The sequence below is a fragment of the Burkholderia sp. LA-2-3-30-S1-D2 genome, from assembly GCF_001523915.2.
In the GTDB taxonomy this organism is placed as follows: Bacteria; Pseudomonadota; Gammaproteobacteria; order Burkholderiales; family Burkholderiaceae; genus Burkholderia; species Burkholderia diffusa.
This window is the reverse complement of record NZ_CP013384.1, coordinates 1,534,439-1,551,367: the sequence shown is the minus strand read 5'-3', so window position 1 is coordinate 1,551,367 and position 16,929 is coordinate 1,534,439. Positions and strand designations below refer to the sequence as shown.

Sequence of the window (16,929 nt, the reverse complement as noted above, 5' to 3'; positions counted from 1 at the left end):
GCCGCCGCCATCAAACATCATCGAATGCGGCCTTGAGCGCCGCCACCGCGTCGGCATGCGCGGCCCGCACCTCCGGCACGTAGCCGCCCATCTTGAAGAACTCGTGGATCATCCCCGGATAGCAGACCAGCGTAACCCTATTGCCAGCCGCGCGCAGCTTGTCCGCGTACGCGGCGCCCTCGTCGCTCAGCGGATCGTATTCGGCCGTCGCGATCCAGGCCGGGGCCACACCGGCGAACGACGGCGCGCCGCGCGTGCCGTCGAGCGGCGCGAAGCGCCAGTCGTCGCGGTCGGATCGATCCCGCACGTATTGCGTGAAGAACCACTGGATCGTGTCCTGCGTCAGCAGGTAGCCGTTCGCGAGCCGTCCGTGCGATTCAGTGTCCTGGTAGCCCGTCACGCCCGGATAGATCAGCAACTGCAGCGCAAGATCGATGCCCGCGTCGCGCGCGAGCACCGCGCAGACGGTCGCGAGCGTACCGCCCGCGCTGTCGCCGCCAACCGCGAGCCGCGTCGCATCGATGCCGAATGCGGCAGCCTCGCGATGCAGCCAGCGCAATGCGTCGTCGGCGTCGTTCACGGCGGTCGGGAACCGGTGTTCGGGCGCGAGCCGGTAGTCGACCGACAGCACCGCGCACTGCGCGTCACGCGCGAACATGCGACACAGCGCGTCGTGCGTATCGACGCTGCCGACCGTGAAGCCGCCACCGTGGTAATAGACGAGCGCCGGCAGCGGTTCGGCGAGGCTCGGCTCGACCGGCAGAAAGAGCCGCGCGCCGATCGTGCGGCCATCGCGCGTCGGCACGACGCAGGCCTCGACCGAATGCATCGGCGCGGGCGCGACATCGAGGATCGGCGCACTCTTCTCGTACGCGGCGCGCGCCTGCTGTGGCGTCTGGTGGTGATAGGACGGGCGCTTTGCGCGCTCGACCATGTCGAGTATCTGGGCGACCTTCGGATTCAGCGGCATCGGTGAGGACGGCGCATGCGGCGCCGTGAACGGAGAAGCGTCACATGATGCCACGCGCGGATCAGACGAGTTGCATGAGCTGCTTACCGAAATTGCGGCCCCTTAGGAGCCCGGGGAACGCGTCCGGCGCCCGCTCGAGTCCGTATGCGATCGTCGCGACGAGTTCGCCGAGCTCGGCCAGCGCGGGCGGCCATGCGTCGGGGTGTTCGAATACGATGAAGCCCTGCATCGTCAGCGGCGAGCGCAGGATCAGGCCCGGATTCGCGAGCGGCACGGGCGGCGTTTCGACGAGCCGGAAGTTGTCGGCGCTCGCGGCGCCTTGCGGGCGCGACACGAGCAGGATCTAGCGGCTGATCGTGTTGATGGCTGTCTCCCTGGATTCGTTCGCAGCGTCACGCCGTCCCGTTGCGAATCCGTGCCGCAAAACAAAACGGCCCCGCCTGTGACCAGGCAGGGCCGCGCGTCCCGGCGCTTACGCGTCGCTCGGGCCGGGCTGGGCGTCCGGCGCCGTACGCGTGCGTTGCCGCTTGATGTCGCGACCCACCGCGAGCCGCCGCATATACTTGAACGTGCCGAGCGCCTTCGCGACGAAGTTGCCGTCGCTGTCGCGCACTTCACCTTCGCAGTACGCCATCGTCGTCGAACGATGCATCACGCGTCCATATGCGCGCAACTCGCCGCGCCCGGGCTGCATGAAATTCACCTTCATCTCGACCGTGACGACGCCGACGCCGTCGTCGGTCAGGCTCCGGGCGGCCATCGCGAGCGCGATGTCCGATAGCGTCATCGTCACGCCGCCGTGCGCGATGCTCCACGTGTTCATGTGCCGCTCGTCGAGCGGCAGCACGATCTCGCTCGCGCCATCCTTCGCAGACACGAGCCGCACGCCGAGCAGATCGACGAACGGGCTTTCGATCGACGGGCCATCCGTCGGGGATGCCGCGTCGCTCATCGCGCTGCGCTTTCGGACAGGTAGTCGACACACTGGCGCGATTCCGCCACCGCAACGACGAATTTCTTCACTTCCTGGTGGACCGGATGCACCTGGTACGCATCGAGCGCGGCCTTGTCCGTGAAATCGGACACGAGCACGACGTCCGATGTGGCTTCGAGGCCCGGCGTCGCGATGCCGACGTCGAGTTGCAGGATGCCCGGCACGAGGTCGCGGCAGCCTTCGAGCTTTTCCTTCAGCTTCAGCGCGTTCTGCGCACGCGTGCCGCCTTCCGCCGATTCTTTCAGCTTCCACATCACGATATGTCTGATCACTTCCGTTGCTCCTGTTCGTTGGCGTGCGCGCTGCCGGCGCGCCGCAAGGGCGGCGGGCGACGCACGCCGTCTGTTGTCGGTCTGCGCTGTTTACCCTCGGGCGCGGGCGGCTCGGAACGAAACGAGTCGAAGATCGACCGTCGTCCAGTCGTTCCGACGACGATACGCGATTTTTCACCGCATCGATATTCGACGACGAGATCCGGGAAACGGCAGCAGGCACCAAGCCTACCAAACTTGACGATCGCGATGGGGTAATCATGCAGCGGGCAGCCCGCATCAGTTGTCCTGCGGCGGCAATGGCATCCGTCTCCAGCCGAATGGCGGGAACGCGTATTGCCCGACCGCTCCCGATCGCTCAATTCCAATCCGGCATCAATCACCGGATCGCCGGATCGCCGGATTCCAGCGCCATTGCCAACCATTTGATCGATAGTTATCAGGATTAGTCATTCATATTTTCATAACCGCACTTTTTACTGATTAACCGAGTAACAATTACGATTTAACCGGCAATTAAATATCCGAAAAAAAGCCACCAAACATCATTGACTTTGACTTTCGTCGAAATTTAGAATCCCATACAACATCTTTCGTCTGATTTTTCAGCACAGCACGAACGTTGCCCTTCGCCTGCGCGAAGGCGTGCTCCAGTGACTACACCCGCATCAGAACGGGCGGCGCGTCTTTTTGCCTTCACTTTTCGGCATTGATCGTCCATTCGATTAAAGCCGTTCAATTCGCCCCCCGAGCATCACGCCACGATTAATCCCGGGCATTTTCAGAATACCCGAGACGCAGCACAAAGCGGATCAAGCCGCCCGCGCATTCAAGCATTCCGATAAAAATCACATGCATCAGGAGGGTCGTCATGAACATGCACCGCTTCACGAAATCGCTGTGTCTCGGATTCGTCTGCGCCGGCCTGCTCGCGGCCTGCAACGACGACGACGTCCAGTCCAGCGGTACGTCGTCGAACAGCGCCGCACTGTCGTTCCGCATGGACACCGGCGGGCAGATCAATGCGTTCTACCGGCAGGACAAAGTCGCCGCGCACCTGCTGGTGCGCTCGTCGACGAAACCGCGTCTGCTCGTGGTGTTTCCGGCCGGCAACAGCGGCACCGGGCTGTGGTTCGACGACACTGCCCAGCCGGTGAGCTGGAGCCTCGACACGCCGCCATCTGCGCTGTCGGCACCCGACACGCACGGTCGCCCGCTGTACGGCATCGGCGCCGACGTATCGGTCGACACCGACACGCTGACGATCCGCCAGGGGCTGCTCGGCAACATGCGATTCCTGCGCGACTTCAACGGCGGCGCGACGATACCGCCGGAGATCGTCACCGCCCCGACGATCCAGAGGAGCGTCGCGCAATGGCAGCGCGACCGGATCGACGGCGCGCCCGGCCAGATGCTGCGCATCACGCTGCGCGACGGCGGCAGCATCGCGACGGCCGCGGGCGGCAAGCTCGTGCTGCGCGCGGCGGCCGGCGCTCGTACGCTGAAACTGCACGTCGATGCGCTGTCGGGCGAGACGCCGTTGTCGCCGATCCTGCGTGCAGACCTGCTCGCGCCGTCCGCGAATCCCGACCCGGTCAGCCAGAACGTGCTCGAATTCCTGAGCTTCCACGACAAGCTGCTGGCCGGCTCGTGGCAATACGACACCTACTTCGGCCGCGACACGCTGATCTCGGTGCGCATGCTGATGCCGGTGCTCGAGCCTGCGGCGATCGAGGCCGGGCTGACGTCGGTGCTGAGTCGCCTGTCGAACGACGGCAAGGTCGCGCACGAGGAAGGCATCGGCGAATTCGCGCTGGTCGACAACGCGAAGCACGGCCGGCCGAACGATGCAACGCCGACCTACGATTACAAGATGATCGACAGCGACTACCTGCTCGCGCCGATCGCGGCGGCCTGGCTGATCGACGACACGCGCGGCCAGGCGCGCGCGGCCGCCTATCTCGCGCAACGCGGCAGCGACGGTCAGACGAACGGCAGCCGGCTCGTCGTCAACCTGCTGCACGTCGCGGCGACCGCGCAGCCGTTCGCACAGCAGCCGTCGGTCGCGAACCTGATCCGCCTGCGGCCTGGCGAGATCGTCGGCAACTGGCGCGACAGCACCGACGGGCTCGGCGGCGGCGTCTATCCCTACGACGTGAACGCGGTGCTCGTGCCGGCCGCGCTGCGCGCGGCGAATGCGTTCCTCGCGCGCGGCCTGCTCGATCCTTACCTGGACGCCGGGCAACGTGCGACGCTCGCGAACACGGCGACCGAAGCGGCTACCTGGGAGCAGCAGGCGCCGCCGCTATTCCAGGTGAGCGTGCCGGCCGCGCAGGCGGCGACCGAAGTATCGGCCTATGCGTCGTCCGCCGGTGTGCCGGCCGGTACCGCGCCGGGCGCGCCGCTGACTTTCTACGCGCTGTCGCTCGACCAGCAAGGCACGCCGATCCCGGTGATGAATTCCGACGGCGGCTTCGCGCTGCTGTTCGGCACGCCGGCGGACGACCAGCTCCAGCGGATCGTCACCGACGTCACGCGGCCGTTCCCGACCGGGCTCGTCACCGATGTCGGGATGCTGATCGCGAACCCCGCGTATGCGAATCAGGCGCTGTGGCCCAAATTCACGAGTTCGGCGTATCACGGCACGGTGATCTGGTCGTGGCAGCAGGCGATGTGGGTCGCCGGGCTCGACCGCCAGCTCGCGCGCCAGGATCTGTCGGATACGACGCGCACGCTGCTGACGCAGGCTCGGCAGACGATCTGGCAGGTGATCTCGAACGGACGCGACATGCGCACGTCGGAAATGTGGACCTGGTCGTATGTGAACGGTCGGTACCAGACCGATGCATTCGGCACGCGCAGCGCGGATGCGACCGAGGCCAACGCGGCGCAGCTGTGGAGCACGACGTATCTCGCGATCCGCGATCCGCAACTGCGCGCGGGCAAGTACTGGTGGCAGGCGTCGCAGCGGATGCAGGACGCGCAGCCGGAGCGTGCGGCGGCCATCGCGTCGCGATAGCCGATGCGTCATTGAAACGAAAGCCCCACATGCTCGTGCGCGTGTGGGGCTTCATTCAGGGTGCATGCGAAACGGACCTGCCTCGCGTCGCGCCATTGCGTTGCGGCCGCGCGCGCCACGTCGCCGAATGCGCGGCCGCCGCTCGTCAGTGCGCGACCACGCGATTGCGCCCGTCGCGCTTCGCCTGGTACAGCCGTTCATCGACCGCCCGCAGCAACGCATCGACCGTGCTCCCGTCGACGCCGTACTGCGCGACGCCGACGCTGACCGTCACCTGCACGCGCTTGAAATCCAGCCCGAACGGTGAACTCGCGATCGACGAACGCACGCGCTCGGCCGTCATGCGCGCGCCTTCGAGCGGCATCTCGGGCAACAGCGCCATGAACTCCTCGCCGCCGACCCGCGCGAGCGCACCGGCCGGACGAATCGCCTCGAGAGACTGGCGCACGACGCCGCGCAGCACCTCGTCGCCGATCTGGTGCCCGTACGCGTCGTTGATGTTCTTGAAGTTGTCGAGATCGAGCGCGAGCAGGCAAAACGGCGTGCCGTCGCGCTCCGCGCGCACGATCTCGCGCTCGACCTGCGCGATGAACTGGCGGCGGTTCGACGCGCCCGTCATCGGATCGGTCGCGGCCATGTATTCGAGCTTCTGGTTCGTGCGCCGCAACTCCTGCAGCGCACTCTCGGTGCGCGCCATCGATTCCGACAGCCGGCTCATCAGGTCTTCCTGGCTGTAGATCGCCGAGAACGAGCGCGTCGTCTGCAGCGCCTGCACGACGCCGTAGCTGAGCAGGAAGAACCCGCCCGCGAAGATCGCATGCGCGAGCCACCACATGTGGTTCCAGGGCTTGCCGAGGATGAACGCGAGCGACGACAGCGCGAACGCCATGATCGACATGCCGTAGATCACCATCAGCGGCGAACGGATGCGCCGCGCGAGCAGCATGCCGACGTTGAGCAGCGAAAACACCAGCGCGCCGCCTTCCATCGACAGTCGCGTGCCCAGCGCGCCCGCGACCGGCGAATACGCGATGTATGCAACCGCCACGTTGATGACCAGGAACAACACGATCCACGGCAGCCACGTTCGCGCGCGCGCCCGCTTCTCGACCCGATCGGGCGGCTGCGAATACGACAGCAGGCCCGTCAGCAGCAGGATCGACATCACGAGGCGCGATGCGGGCCCGTACAGCAGGAACAACCAGATGTTGTGATGCGCCATCCCGGTGAACAGGCCGTGCAACGCGTAGATCATCGCGAAGCCCAGAAAGCCGAGTGTCAGCCAGCGCAGGAGCGGCTCTCCGGACGACCGGTAGCACACCCACGTCACATAGGTGACGAATGCACCCTCGAGGGTCGCCGCCGCGATTGCGATTTCATGGAAGGCATGGCTCTCGAACACGACGTGCGGGTCGCTGAAGAACCACAGATAGGCGATCAGATAGGCTGGCAGCAATGCGAAGCCGACCAGCAGGCATTTCGCATAGAGCCTCGCGGCCGCGCTGACGACGCGCGGCGGTTCCCCGGCTGCATAGGTCGTGCTCAATTCGGTCCCCGTTCGGTCTGCTGCGTGGTTCGAACGTTCACGGTGCCGGACACCCGCGATGCATCGACTGCGCCGGCTACCGGAAACGCATCACGTGCGTCGGTGCGATGCACGCGTTGCCCCATCCCGCCGAAAGGCAAATGTCAGAGCAAGTATAGGTGCGGCAATTCGTTTGACAAGTAAGGGGAAACGGCAGCATCGAACCGGCACCGTTTGCTTCCCGATCCTTTCGAATCGCATGCGACGGCCGCGGCTTGCGTCAACGCAGGCGGCGGCCGTCGGCCGACAAGCAAAAAATCAGACGATTTCGAACAGGCCGGCGGCGCCCTGCCCGCCGCCGATGCACATCGTGACGACGACGTATTTCACGCCGCGCCGCTTGCCTTCGATCAGCGCATGGCCCGTCAGGCGCGCCCCCGACACGCCGTACGGATGGCCGACCGCGATCGCGCCGCCGTTCACGTTCAGGCGGTCGTCAGGAATCCCGAGCGTATCGCGGCAGTACAGCACCTGCACCGCGAACGCTTCGTTCAGTTCCCACAGGCCGATGTCGTCGACCTTCAGCCCCGCCTGCTTCAGCAGCTTCGGCACCGCGAACACCGGGCCGATGCCCATTTCGTCCGGCTCGCAACCGGCGACCGCGAAACCGCGAAACACGCCGAGCGGCTGCAGCCCTTCGCGCTGTGCGACATCCGCGTTCATCACCACGCACGCCGATGCGCCGTCCGAGAACTGGCTCGCGTTGCCCGCGGTGATCACACCGCCCGGCACGGCCGAACGGATCTTCGACACGCCTTCGAGCGTCGTGTCGGGCCGGATGCCTTCGTCGGCCGACACGGTAACGTCCTGCGTGAACAGCCGGCCCGTCGCCTTGTCGGCGATGCCCGCGCGTACGGTGATCGGCACGATCTCGTCGTTGAAGCGCCCGGCTTCCTGCGCGGCCGCGGCACGCAGTTGCGACCGCACGCCGTACTCGTCCTGCCGCTCCTTCGCGATCCCGTAGCGCTTCGCGACGTTTTCCGCCGTCTGAAGCATGTTCCAGTAGATCTCGGGCTTGTGCTCGACGAGCCAGCCGTCCTGGATCATGTGCCGGTTCATCTCGTTCTGCACGCAGGAGATCGATTCGACGCCGCCCGCGACATACACGTCGCCTTCGCCAGCGATGATCCGTTGCGCGGCGAGCGCGATGGTCTGCAGCCCTGACGAGCAGAAACGGTTCACCGTCATCCCCGGCACGCTCACCGGCAGCCCGGCGCGCAGCGCGATCTGCCGCGCGATGTTCGCGCCGGTCGCGCCCTCGGGGTTCGCGCAGCCCATGATCACGTCCTCGATGCGCGCGGGGTCGAGCTTCGCGCGTTCGAGCGCGGCCGCGACCACGTGGCCGCCGAGCGTCGCGCCGTGCGTCATGTTGAATGCGCCACGCCACGATTTCGCGAGCGGCGTGCGTGCGGTCGATACGATTACGGCTTCGGTCATGCGAGTCTCCTTCGGTCCTGCTTCATGTCCTGAATCGGATGGGAATGCGCTACGCCGTCGGGCGCGCGCCCGCGGACGTCACGTGTGCGACGCCCGCCGCCTGCATCTTTTGCCATGCGTGCGCGAGCGACCCGTTCAGGTCGATCGCACGGCACGCATCGTTGATCACGGCGGCCTCGAAGCCGGCCGCGCGCGCATCGAGCGCGGACCACGCGACGCAATAGTCGGTCGCGAGTCCGCAACACCACACGCGTTTCGCGCCGAGCTCGCGCAGATAGCCGGCGAGCCCCGTGCGCGTCGTGCGGTCGGCTTCGACGAATGCGGAGTAGCTGTCGACCTGCGCGTCGCCGCCCTTGCGGATCACGAGCCTCGCATGCGGGATGTCGAGGTCGCGATGCAGCGCCGCGCCTTCCGTGTCCTGCACGCAATGCACGGGCCACAGCACCTGCTCGCCGTACGGCAGCGCGAGCGTCGAGAACGGCTCGCGCCCCGGGTGATTCGCCGCGAACGACACGTGTTCGCGCGGGTGCCAGTCCTGCGTCAGCACGACCTGGTCGAAGCGTCGCGCGAGCGCGTTGATCACCGGCACGACCGCGTCGCCGTCCGGCACCGCGAGTGCGCCACCCGGCATGAAGTCGTACTGCACGTCGATCACGAGCAACACGTCGTCAGTGCGTTTCATTGCGTTTCTCCTTGCAAGACGGGTCGCGCCGTCGCGCACGGCGTCAGCCGTTGAACCCGCGTCCGGCCTTTGCCAGTTCGACGATCGACGGCGCGAGCTGCCACGCGTCGCCGTTCGGGGCGGCCGCATAGCGGCGGATCGCGCGCTCGACGTTGTAGAGGCCGACCATGTCCGCATACAGCATCGGGCCGCCACGCCACAGCGGGAAGCCATAGCCGGTCAGGTAGACCATGTCGATGTCGGACGCCTTCGACGCGATCTTCTCCTCGAGAATCTTCGCGCCTTCGTTGACGAGCGCGAACACGAGCCGCTCGACGATCTCGTCGTCGCCGATCTTGCGCCGCTCCACGCCGCGCTCCTTCGAATACGCGACGACCATCTCGTCGACGAGCGCCGAAGGCTTCGCCTTGCGCTCGCCCGGCACGTAGTCGTACCAGCCGCCGCCAGTCTTCTGGCCGAAGCGGCCCTCCTCGCACAGGCGGTCGGCGATCTTCGAGTAATGCAGATCGGGCTGCTCGACATAGCGGCGCTTGCGGATCGCCCAGCCGATGTCGTTGCCGGCGAGATCGCTCATCCGGAACGGGCCCATCGCGAAACCGAACTTCTCGATCGCGCGATCGACCTGTGCGGGCAGCGCGCCTTCCTCGAGCATGAAGAGTGCCTGGCGGATGTACTGCTCGATCATCCGGTTGCCGATGAAGCCGTCGCACACGCCCGACACGACCGCCGTCTTGCGGATCTTCTTCGCGACCGCCATCACGGTGGCGAGCACGTCCTTCGCGGTCTGCGCGCCGCGCACGACTTCGAGCAGCTTCATCACGTTCGCCGGGCTGAAGAAGTGCATGCCGACCACGTCCTGCGGCCGCTTCGTGAACGCGGCGATCTTGTCGACGTCGAGCGTCGACGTGTTCGACGCGAGGATCGCACCCGGTTTCGCGACTTCGTCGAGCTTCCTGAACACCTGCTCCTTCACGCCGAGTTCCTCGAACACGGCCTCGACGATCAGGTCCGCATCCTTCAGGTCGTCGTAGGACAGCGTCGGCGTGATCAGCTCCATGCGTGCGTCGAGCTTCTCCTGCGTGAGCTTGCCCTTCTTCACCTGCGCGTCGTAGTTCTTGCGGATCGTCGCGACGCCGCGCTCGAGCGCTTCCTGTTTCGTCTCGAGCAGCGTGACGGGCAGGCCCGCGTTGACGAAGTTCATCGCGATCCCGCCGCCCATCGTGCCCGCGCCGATCACGCCGACGCGGCGGATCTCGCGCAGCGGCGTATCGGCCGGCACGTCGGGAATCTTGCTCGCCGCGCGCTCGCCGAAGAACGCATGACGCAGCGCGCGGCTTTCCGGCGTCATCATCAGCGCGACGAAACCCTCGCGCTCGGCGATGCTGCCCTTGTCGAAGCCGTTCAGCACGCCGGCCTCGATCGCGTCGATGCACTTGTGCGGCGCGGGGAAATTCGGCGCGGCGGCCCGCGCGGAATTACGCGCGAACTGTAGGAAGCCCGCCGCGTTCTCGTGGACGATCTTGCGATCGCGCACGCGCGGATGCGGCCCCTGCCGCGCGCCGACCTTGCGCGCGAACGCGACGGCCGCGTCGAGCAGGTCGCCGTCGGCCATCTCGTCGAACAGCCCGCTCTTCGAAAGCTGCTCCGACGGCACCGGCGCGCCCGACACGATCATGTTCAGCGCGGTTTCGAGGCCCACCGCACGCGGCAGCCGTTGCGTGCCGCCCGCGCCCGGCAGCAGGCCGAGCTTCACTTCGGGCAGCGCGACCTGCGCACCGGGCGCCGCGACGCGATAGTGCGCGCCGAGCGCGAGCTCCAGGCCGCCGCCCATCACGACGCTGTGCAGCGCGGCGACGACCGGTTTCGCGCTTGCCTCCACCGCGCGGATCACGGTGTGCAGCGTCGGCTCCTGCAGGGCCTTCGGGGTATTGAATTCGGTGATGTCGGCGCCGCCCGAGAACGCGCGGCCCGCGCCGGTCAGCACGATCGCCGTGACCGACGGATCCTGCGCGGCGCGATCGAGCGCGTCCATGACGCCCTGGCGTGTCGACAGGCCGAGCCCGTTGACGGGCGGATTGTTGAGCGTGATGACGGCCACGCCGTCGCGAGTCGAGTAATCCACTGCCATCTGCCTGCCTCCATGCATCGCGCGCCGGGGTGGCTGCGCTTCATTGTGCGCGGTCGAACGGCCGCATGTCCGGATCGAACGGAGGCAGCATACAACGAAAAAGCACGGTCGTTCAATTTGAATTTTTCCCGATCCGGCGCCGGATCGGGAGACCGCGCGGCGGGCCGTCGCCGGCCGCGGCTTACGGCTCGCCGACCGCCGTCGGCAGCACGTAGTCGCGGAACGTCTCGCGCAGCTTCAGCTTCTGCAGCTTGCCGGTCGCGGTGTGCGGCAGCGATTCGACGAACACGACGTCGTCGGGCACCCACCACTTCGCGACCTTGCCCTCGTAAAACGCGAGCAGCGCGTCACGCGTCAGGTTCGCCCCTTCGCGCGGTACCACGACCAGCAGTGGACGCTCGGTCCATTTCGGGTGCGCGCACGCGATGCACGCGGCTTCGGCCACGCCCGGGTGCGCGATCGCGACGTTCTCGATGTCGATCGAGCTGATCCACTCGCCGCCGGACTTGATCACGTCCTTGCTGCGGTCGGTGATCTGCAGGAAGCCGTCGGGGTCGATCGTCGCGACATCGCCGGTCGGGAACCAGCCGCCCGACAGCGGCGACGTATCGCTCCTGAAGTAGCGATCGATCACCCACGGCCCGCGCACCTGCAGTTCGCCGAACGCGACGCCGTCCCACGGCAATTCGTGGCCGTCGTCGCCGACGATCCGCATGTCGACACCGCAGATCACGCGCCCCTGCTTCTCCAGCAACCGGCGCTGCGCGTCGAGCGGCCGCTGCGACTGCGCCCAGTTCAGCGTCGCGAGCGTGCCGAGCGGCGACAGCTCGGTCATCCCCCACGCGTGGATCACGCGCACGCCGTATTCGTCCTCGAACGTGCGCAGCATCGCGGGCGGGCACGCGGAGCCGCCGATCACCGTGCGGTTCAGCGTCGAGAAACGCACGCCGGCCTCGCGCATGTAGTTCAGCAGCCCGAGCCACACGGTCGGCACGCCCGCGGAAAACGTCACGCGTTCGGCCTCCATCAGTTCGTACAGCGACCTGCCGTCGAGATCCTTGCCGGGCAGCACGAGCTTGCCGCCCGTGAGCGGCACCGCATACGGCAGGCCCCACGCGTTCACATGAAACATCGGCACGACGGGCAGCACGGCGTCGAGCGCCGACAGGTTCATCGCGTCGGGCAGCGCTGCGCCGTACGCGTGCAGCACCGTCGAGCGATGCGAGTACAGCACGCCCTTCGGGTTGCCGGTCGTGCCCGACGTGTAGCACAGCCCGGACGCCTGCAACTCGTCGAGACGCGGCCAGTCGTAGCGGCCGTCCTCGGCGTCGACGAGCGTTTCGTAGCACAGGAACGGCGTCGCGCCCGACGGCAGGTGCGCGGCGTCGGTCATCGCGATCCAGCCTTTCACGTGCGGACACTGAGGCGCGATCGCGTCGACCAGCGGCGCGAAATTGATGTCGAAGCAGACGTAGCGGTCTTCCGCGTGATTGACGATGTAGGCGATCTGCTCGGGAAAGAGGCGCGGGTTGATCGTGTGGCACACGGCGCCCATCCCGCCGATCCCGTAGTACGCCTCCAGATGCCGGTAGCCGTTCCAGGCCAGCGTGCCGACGCGGTCGCCCGATTCGACGCCGAGCCGCGCGAGCGCCTGCGCGAGCCGCTTCGCGCGCTGCTCGCAGTCGCGGTACGTGTAGCGATGCAGGTCGCCTTCCACGCGCCTCGACACGATCTCCGTGTCGCCCGCGTAACGCGCGGCGTGCGCGATCAGCGACGACACCAGCAACGGCATGTCCATCATCTGGCCCAGCAACGGCTTACCCATCGTCTTGTTCTCCCGGAAGGACGCGAATCGGTGACCAGCCTCGAAGCGGTGCGCCGGCTTGCGGCCCGGACAGGCCTGGCGCAAGGCGCGCGGGCCGCCATGCGGGCGGCGCGGCGCCGCCTTACAATATCGGCTTACCCAGAGGCGCTCAACATGTCGTTTTCCCGAAGCGCAGCCGATACGGCTGACACTCTTCCCGACCTCGCCGCAACGCTCGGTGCGCCGGCCGCCGGCGCGTTCGTCACGCTCGGCGATGCGTTTCATACGCGGCTGCCGGCCGCACCGCTGCCCGCGCCGTACGTCGTCGGCTTTTCCGGCGAAGTCGCGCACCTGCTCGGCCTGCCGGTGTCGATTGGCCAGCAGCCCGGGTTCGCCGAGCTCTTCGCCGGCAACCCGACGCGCGACTGGCCCGCGAGCGCGATGCCGTATGCGTCGGTGTATTCCGGCCACCAGTTCGGCGTGTGGGCCGGCCAGCTCGGCGACGGCCGCGCGCTGACGATCGGCGAACTCCCCGGCACGAACGGCCAGCGCTACGAACTGCAGATCAAGGGCGGCGGCCGCACGCCGTATTCGCGGATGGGCGACGGCCGCGCGGTGCTGCGCTCGTCGATCCGCGAATTCCTGTGTTCGGAAGCCATGCATCACCTCGGCATCCCGACCACCCGCGCGCTCACGGTGATCGGCTCCGACCAGCCGGTGGTGCGCGAGGAGATCGAGACGTCAGCGGTCGTCACACGCGTATCGGAGAGCTTCGTGCGCTTCGGCCACTTCGAGCATTTCTTCTCGAACGATCGTCCGGACCTGCTGCGCCAGCTCGCCGATCACGTGATCGATCGCTTCTATCCGGCATGCCGCGACGCCGACGATCCGTACCTCGCGCTGCTCGAAGCCGCGACGCTGCGCACGGCCGACCTCGTCGCGCAGTGGCAAGCGGTCGGCTTCTGCCACGGCGTGATGAACACCGACAACATGTCGATCCTCGGCATGACGATCGACTACGGTCCATTCGGCTTCGTCGACGCGTTCGACGCGAACCACATCTGCAACCACTCCGACACGAGCGGCCGCTACGCGTACCGGATGCAGCCGCGCATCGCGCACTGGAACTGCTACTGCCTCGCGCAGGCGCTGCTGCCGCTGATCGGGCTGCAGCACGGGATCGCCGACGACGATGCGCGCGCCGAGCGCGCGGTCGACGACGCGCAGGCCGTGCTCGCGAAATTTCCCGAACGCTTCGGCCCCGCGCTCGAACGCGCGATGCGCGCGAAGCTCGGCCTCGAACTCGAGCGCGAGAACGACGCCGAGCTCGCGAACAAGCTGCTCGAAACGATGCACTCGAGCCATGCGGACTTCACGCTGACGTTCCGCCGGCTCGCGCAGCTGTCGAAGCACGACGCGAGCCGCGACGCGCCGGTGCGCGACCTGTTCATCGATCGCGACGCATTCGACGCGTGGGCGAACCTCTATCGCGCCCGGCTGTCCGAGGAAACGCGCGACGACGCGGCCCGCGCGGCCGCGATGAATCGCGTGAATCCGAAATACGTGCTGCGCAACCATTTGGCCGAAGTCGCGATCCGGCGTGCGAAGGAAAAGGATTTTTCCGAAGTCGAGCGGCTCGCGCAGGTGCTGCGCCGGCCATTCGACGAACAACCGGAACACGAAGCGTATGCGGCATTGCCGCCAGACTGGGCCGGGTCGCTCGAAGTGAGCTGCTCGTCGTGACCCGCACGACCCGACCGATCGATCAGGAGAACACCCACATGTCACACGATTCCGACGACAAGACCTTCCCGTACCAGAAGGACGACGCCGAATTGCGCCGCCGGCTCACGCCGATGCAGTACGAGGTCACGCAGCATGCGGCGACCGAGCGGGCCTTCACCGGCGAATACACCGATACCGAGGACGCCGGCATCTACAAATGCGTCGTCTGCAGCACGCCGCTGTTCGAATCCGGCGCCAAATTCCATTCGGGCTGCGGCTGGCCCAGCTACTTCAAGCCGCTCAACGGCAAGGTGATCGACGAGAAGATCGACCGCTCGCACGGCATGGTGCGCGTCGAGGTCCGCTGCAACCATTGCGGCGCGCATCTCGGCCACGTGTTCGAGGACGGCCCGCGCGACAAGACCGGTTTGCGGTACTGCATCAATTCGGCTGCGTTAAACTTCGAGTCCCGACCCGAAAACGAATGAGCGGCACCGGACGAATCGGTCGGACAGCCTTCCCGGCTGCCCCGATCCCGGACGGTGACGCCTGGCGGGTCCCCACAACGGTGAAAGGCCGCGCGATGCGGCCTTTCACGCAGCTGCGAGCGCCATGAAATTCCTGTTCGATCTGTTTCCGATCATCCTGTTTTTCGCCGCCTTCAAGGTCTGGGGCATCTTCACCGCCACCGCCGTCGCGATCGTCGCGACACTGGCCCAGGTCGCGTGGGTAGCCTTCCGGCACCGGAAGGTCGACACGATGCTGTGGGTCAGTCTCGGCGTGATCGTCGTCTTCGGTGGCGCCACCCTCGTCCTGCATGACGAGAAATTCATCCAATGGAAACCGACTGTGCTGTACTGGCTGTTTGCGATCGGGCTGCTCGCCGCACGCTATGCGTTCGGCAACAACCTGATCGAGAAGATGATGGGCAAGCAGCTCACGCTGCCGCACCCCGTGTGGGACAAGCTGAACGTCGCGTGGGCGCTGTTCTTCGCGGTGCTCGGCGTCGCGAACCTGTACGTGGTGCACAACTACACCGAATCGCAGTGGGTGAACTTCAAGCTGTTCGGCACGACGGGCGCGATGGTCGTGTTCATCATCCTGCAGAGCCTGTGGCTCACGAAGTACATGAAGGACGAGTGACATGAACGACGCCTTTCTCCAAGCATCGCCCGACGAACGCATCGCGCTGATCGAAGCGCGCCTGACCGCATCGCTCGCGCCGCTGTCGCTCGCGGTGCGCGACGACAGCGCGCAGCATGCGGGCCACGCCGGCGCGGCCGCCGGCGGCCACTACACGGTGACGATCGTGTCGGCCGCCTTCGCGGGCAAGCCGCGCGTCGCGCGGCACCGGCTGGTGTATGATGCGCTCGCTGATGCGATGCAGCGCGGCATTCATGCGCTCGCGATCGTGGCTTATACGCCCGAAGAATTCAACGAATCTTCAATCTAGTCTCAACAGGAATTCCCGATGATCCTGAAATCCCCCCGCCTGTGGGTCGCGGCGGCTGCATTTGCAGCGGCACCGGCATTCGCCCAGAACATCGCCGTCGTCAACGGCTCGCCGATTCCGAAGTCGCGCGCCGACGCGATGGTCGCGCAACTCGTCCAGCAAGGCCAGACCGACAGCCCGCAGCTGCAGCAGGCCGTGCGCCAGGAACTCGTGAACCGCGAAATCCTGATGCAGGAAGCGATCCGCGAAGGCATCCCGAACCGTCCGGACGTGAAGGCACAGGTCGCCGTCGCGCAGCAGACGGTGGTGCTGCGCTCGATGATCGAGAGCTTCCTGAAGAAGAACCAGCCGACGGACGCGGAAGTGAAGGCGCGCTATGACGATCTCGTGAAGGGCGCCGGCGGCAACCGCGAGTATCACCTGCACCACATCCTCGTCGACAGCGAGCAACAGGCGAAGGACCTGATCGCGAAGATCAAGGCCGGCGCGAAGTTCGAGGATCTGGCCAAGCAGTACTCGAAGGACCCGGGCTCGGGCAAGAACGGCGGCGACCTCGACTGGTCCGATCCGAAGGCGTACGTGCCGGAATTCGCGGCCGCCGCGCAGAAGCTCCAGAAAGGCCAGATGACCGACGCGCCGGTGAAGACGCAGTTCGGCTGGCACATCATCCGTGTCGACGACATACGCGACATCGCCCCGCCGCCGTTCGACCAGGTGAAGGCGCAGATCGCGCAGCAGCTCGTGCAGCAGAAGCTGCAGGCGTTCGAGGAAGGCCTGCGCCAGCAGGCGAAGATCCAGTAACGTCGGCGACGCTCGCCCACGCAAAGGCCGCTCCCCGGAGCGGCCTTTTTCTTTTTCAC

15 protein-coding genes and 1 pseudogene are annotated in these 16,929 nt (G+C 66.6%); 7 read left to right on the top strand and 9 right to left on the bottom strand.

Going from position 1 to position 16,929, the window contains the following annotated elements; genetic code table 11:
- Positions 1–10: 10 nt before the first annotated feature.
- The 4 genes and pseudogenes from WS66_RS19940 to WS66_RS19925 all read right to left on the bottom strand — a co-directional run bounded on the left by WS66_RS19940 (position 11) and on the right by WS66_RS19925 (position 2,236).
- Positions 11–970: an alpha/beta hydrolase gene (locus WS66_RS19940; RefSeq protein WP_059604196.1), complete on the bottom strand. Its 960-nt coding sequence runs from the start codon at positions 968–970 to the stop codon at positions 11–13.
- 61 nt (positions 971–1,031) lie between these two features.
- A pseudogene (locus WS66_RS19935) lies at positions 1,032–1,247 on the bottom strand (NADP-dependent oxidoreductase); the annotation flags it as partial.
- A 195-nt stretch (positions 1,248–1,442) separates the two neighbouring features.
- Positions 1,443–1,922 (bottom strand): PaaI family thioesterase, encoded by a 480-nt coding sequence (locus WS66_RS19930; RefSeq protein ID WP_006753420.1) that lies wholly within the window; start codon positions 1,920–1,922, stop codon positions 1,443–1,445.
- A complete protein-coding gene (locus WS66_RS19925; protein WP_059604189.1) occupies positions 1,919–2,236 on the bottom strand; it encodes a Dabb family protein in 318 nt (105 codons plus the stop codon). The genes WS66_RS19930 and WS66_RS19925 overlap by 4 nt, the downstream gene beginning before the upstream one ends.
- A 5-nt stretch (positions 2,237–2,241) precedes the next feature.
- Here WS66_RS19925 and WS66_RS33725 point away from each other — a divergent pair, with 5 nt between their 5' ends.
- Both WS66_RS33725 and WS66_RS19920 read left to right on the top strand, forming a co-directional pair.
- A complete protein-coding gene (locus WS66_RS33725) occupies positions 2,242–2,685 on the top strand; it encodes a hypothetical protein (RefSeq protein WP_159086560.1) in 444 nt (147 codons plus the stop codon).
- A 428-nt stretch (positions 2,686–3,113) separates the two neighbouring features.
- Positions 3,114–5,255 carry a hypothetical protein gene (locus WS66_RS19920; protein WP_059604432.1) on the top strand — a complete coding sequence of 714 codons (2,142 nt, stop codon included), beginning with the start codon at positions 3,114–3,116 and terminating at the stop codon, positions 5,253–5,255.
- Positions 5,256–5,400: 145 nt separating this feature from the next.
- Here the strand turns inward: WS66_RS19920 and WS66_RS19915 are convergent, their stop codons facing one another.
- From WS66_RS19915 to WS66_RS19895, 5 genes are all read right to left on the bottom strand, one after another.
- Positions 5,401–6,801 carry a sensor domain-containing diguanylate cyclase gene (locus WS66_RS19915; RefSeq protein ID WP_059604186.1) on the bottom strand — a complete coding sequence of 467 codons (1,401 nt, stop codon included), beginning with the start codon at positions 6,799–6,801 and terminating at the stop codon, positions 5,401–5,403.
- Positions 6,802–7,098: 297 nt separating this feature from the next.
- Positions 7,099–8,277, bottom strand: coding sequence for an acetyl-CoA C-acyltransferase (locus tag WS66_RS19910; RefSeq protein WP_059604183.1), 1,179 nt, complete (start codon positions 8,275–8,277; stop codon positions 7,099–7,101).
- Between the two features lie 49 nt (positions 8,278–8,326).
- Positions 8,327–8,959 carry a bifunctional nicotinamidase/pyrazinamidase gene (gene pncA / locus WS66_RS19905; RefSeq protein WP_059604180.1) on the bottom strand — a complete coding sequence of 211 codons (633 nt, stop codon included), beginning with the start codon at positions 8,957–8,959 and terminating at the stop codon, positions 8,327–8,329.
- A gap of 43 nt (positions 8,960–9,002) precedes the next feature.
- Positions 9,003–11,087 carry a 3-hydroxyacyl-CoA dehydrogenase NAD-binding domain-containing protein gene (locus WS66_RS19900; RefSeq protein WP_059604178.1) on the bottom strand — a complete coding sequence of 695 codons (2,085 nt, stop codon included), beginning with the start codon at positions 11,085–11,087 and terminating at the stop codon, positions 9,003–9,005.
- 181 nt (positions 11,088–11,268) lie between these two features.
- Positions 11,269–12,912: a 3-(methylthio)propionyl-CoA ligase gene (locus tag WS66_RS19895; RefSeq protein ID WP_059604175.1), complete on the bottom strand. Its 1,644-nt coding sequence runs from the start codon at positions 12,910–12,912 to the stop codon at positions 11,269–11,271.
- Positions 12,913–13,065: 153 nt separating this feature from the next.
- Between WS66_RS19895 and WS66_RS19890 the strand changes: the two genes are divergently transcribed.
- The 5 genes from WS66_RS19890 (at position 13,066) to WS66_RS19870 (ending at position 16,870) form a co-directional block, all read left to right on the top strand.
- Positions 13,066–14,634, top strand: coding sequence for a protein adenylyltransferase SelO (locus tag WS66_RS19890; protein ID WP_059604172.1), 1,569 nt, complete (start codon positions 13,066–13,068; stop codon positions 14,632–14,634).
- Between the two features lie 38 nt (positions 14,635–14,672).
- Positions 14,673–15,104 carry a peptide-methionine (R)-S-oxide reductase MsrB gene (gene msrB / locus WS66_RS19885; RefSeq protein ID WP_059604170.1) on the top strand — a complete coding sequence of 144 codons (432 nt, stop codon included), beginning with the start codon at positions 14,673–14,675 and terminating at the stop codon, positions 15,102–15,104.
- A gap of 124 nt (positions 15,105–15,228) precedes the next feature.
- A complete protein-coding gene (locus WS66_RS19880) occupies positions 15,229–15,759 on the top strand; it encodes a septation protein A (protein ID WP_059604168.1) in 531 nt (176 codons plus the stop codon).
- 1 nt (position 15,760) lies between these two features.
- Entirely contained in the window at positions 15,761–16,069 is a 309-nt protein-coding gene (locus WS66_RS19875; protein WP_059604165.1) for a BolA family protein, read from the top strand.
- An 18-nt stretch (positions 16,070–16,087) separates the two neighbouring features.
- On the top strand, positions 16,088–16,870 hold the full coding sequence (locus WS66_RS19870; protein ID WP_059604162.1) for a peptidylprolyl isomerase: 783 nt from the start codon (positions 16,088–16,090) through the stop codon (positions 16,868–16,870).
- Positions 16,871–16,929: the final 59 nt, after the last annotated feature.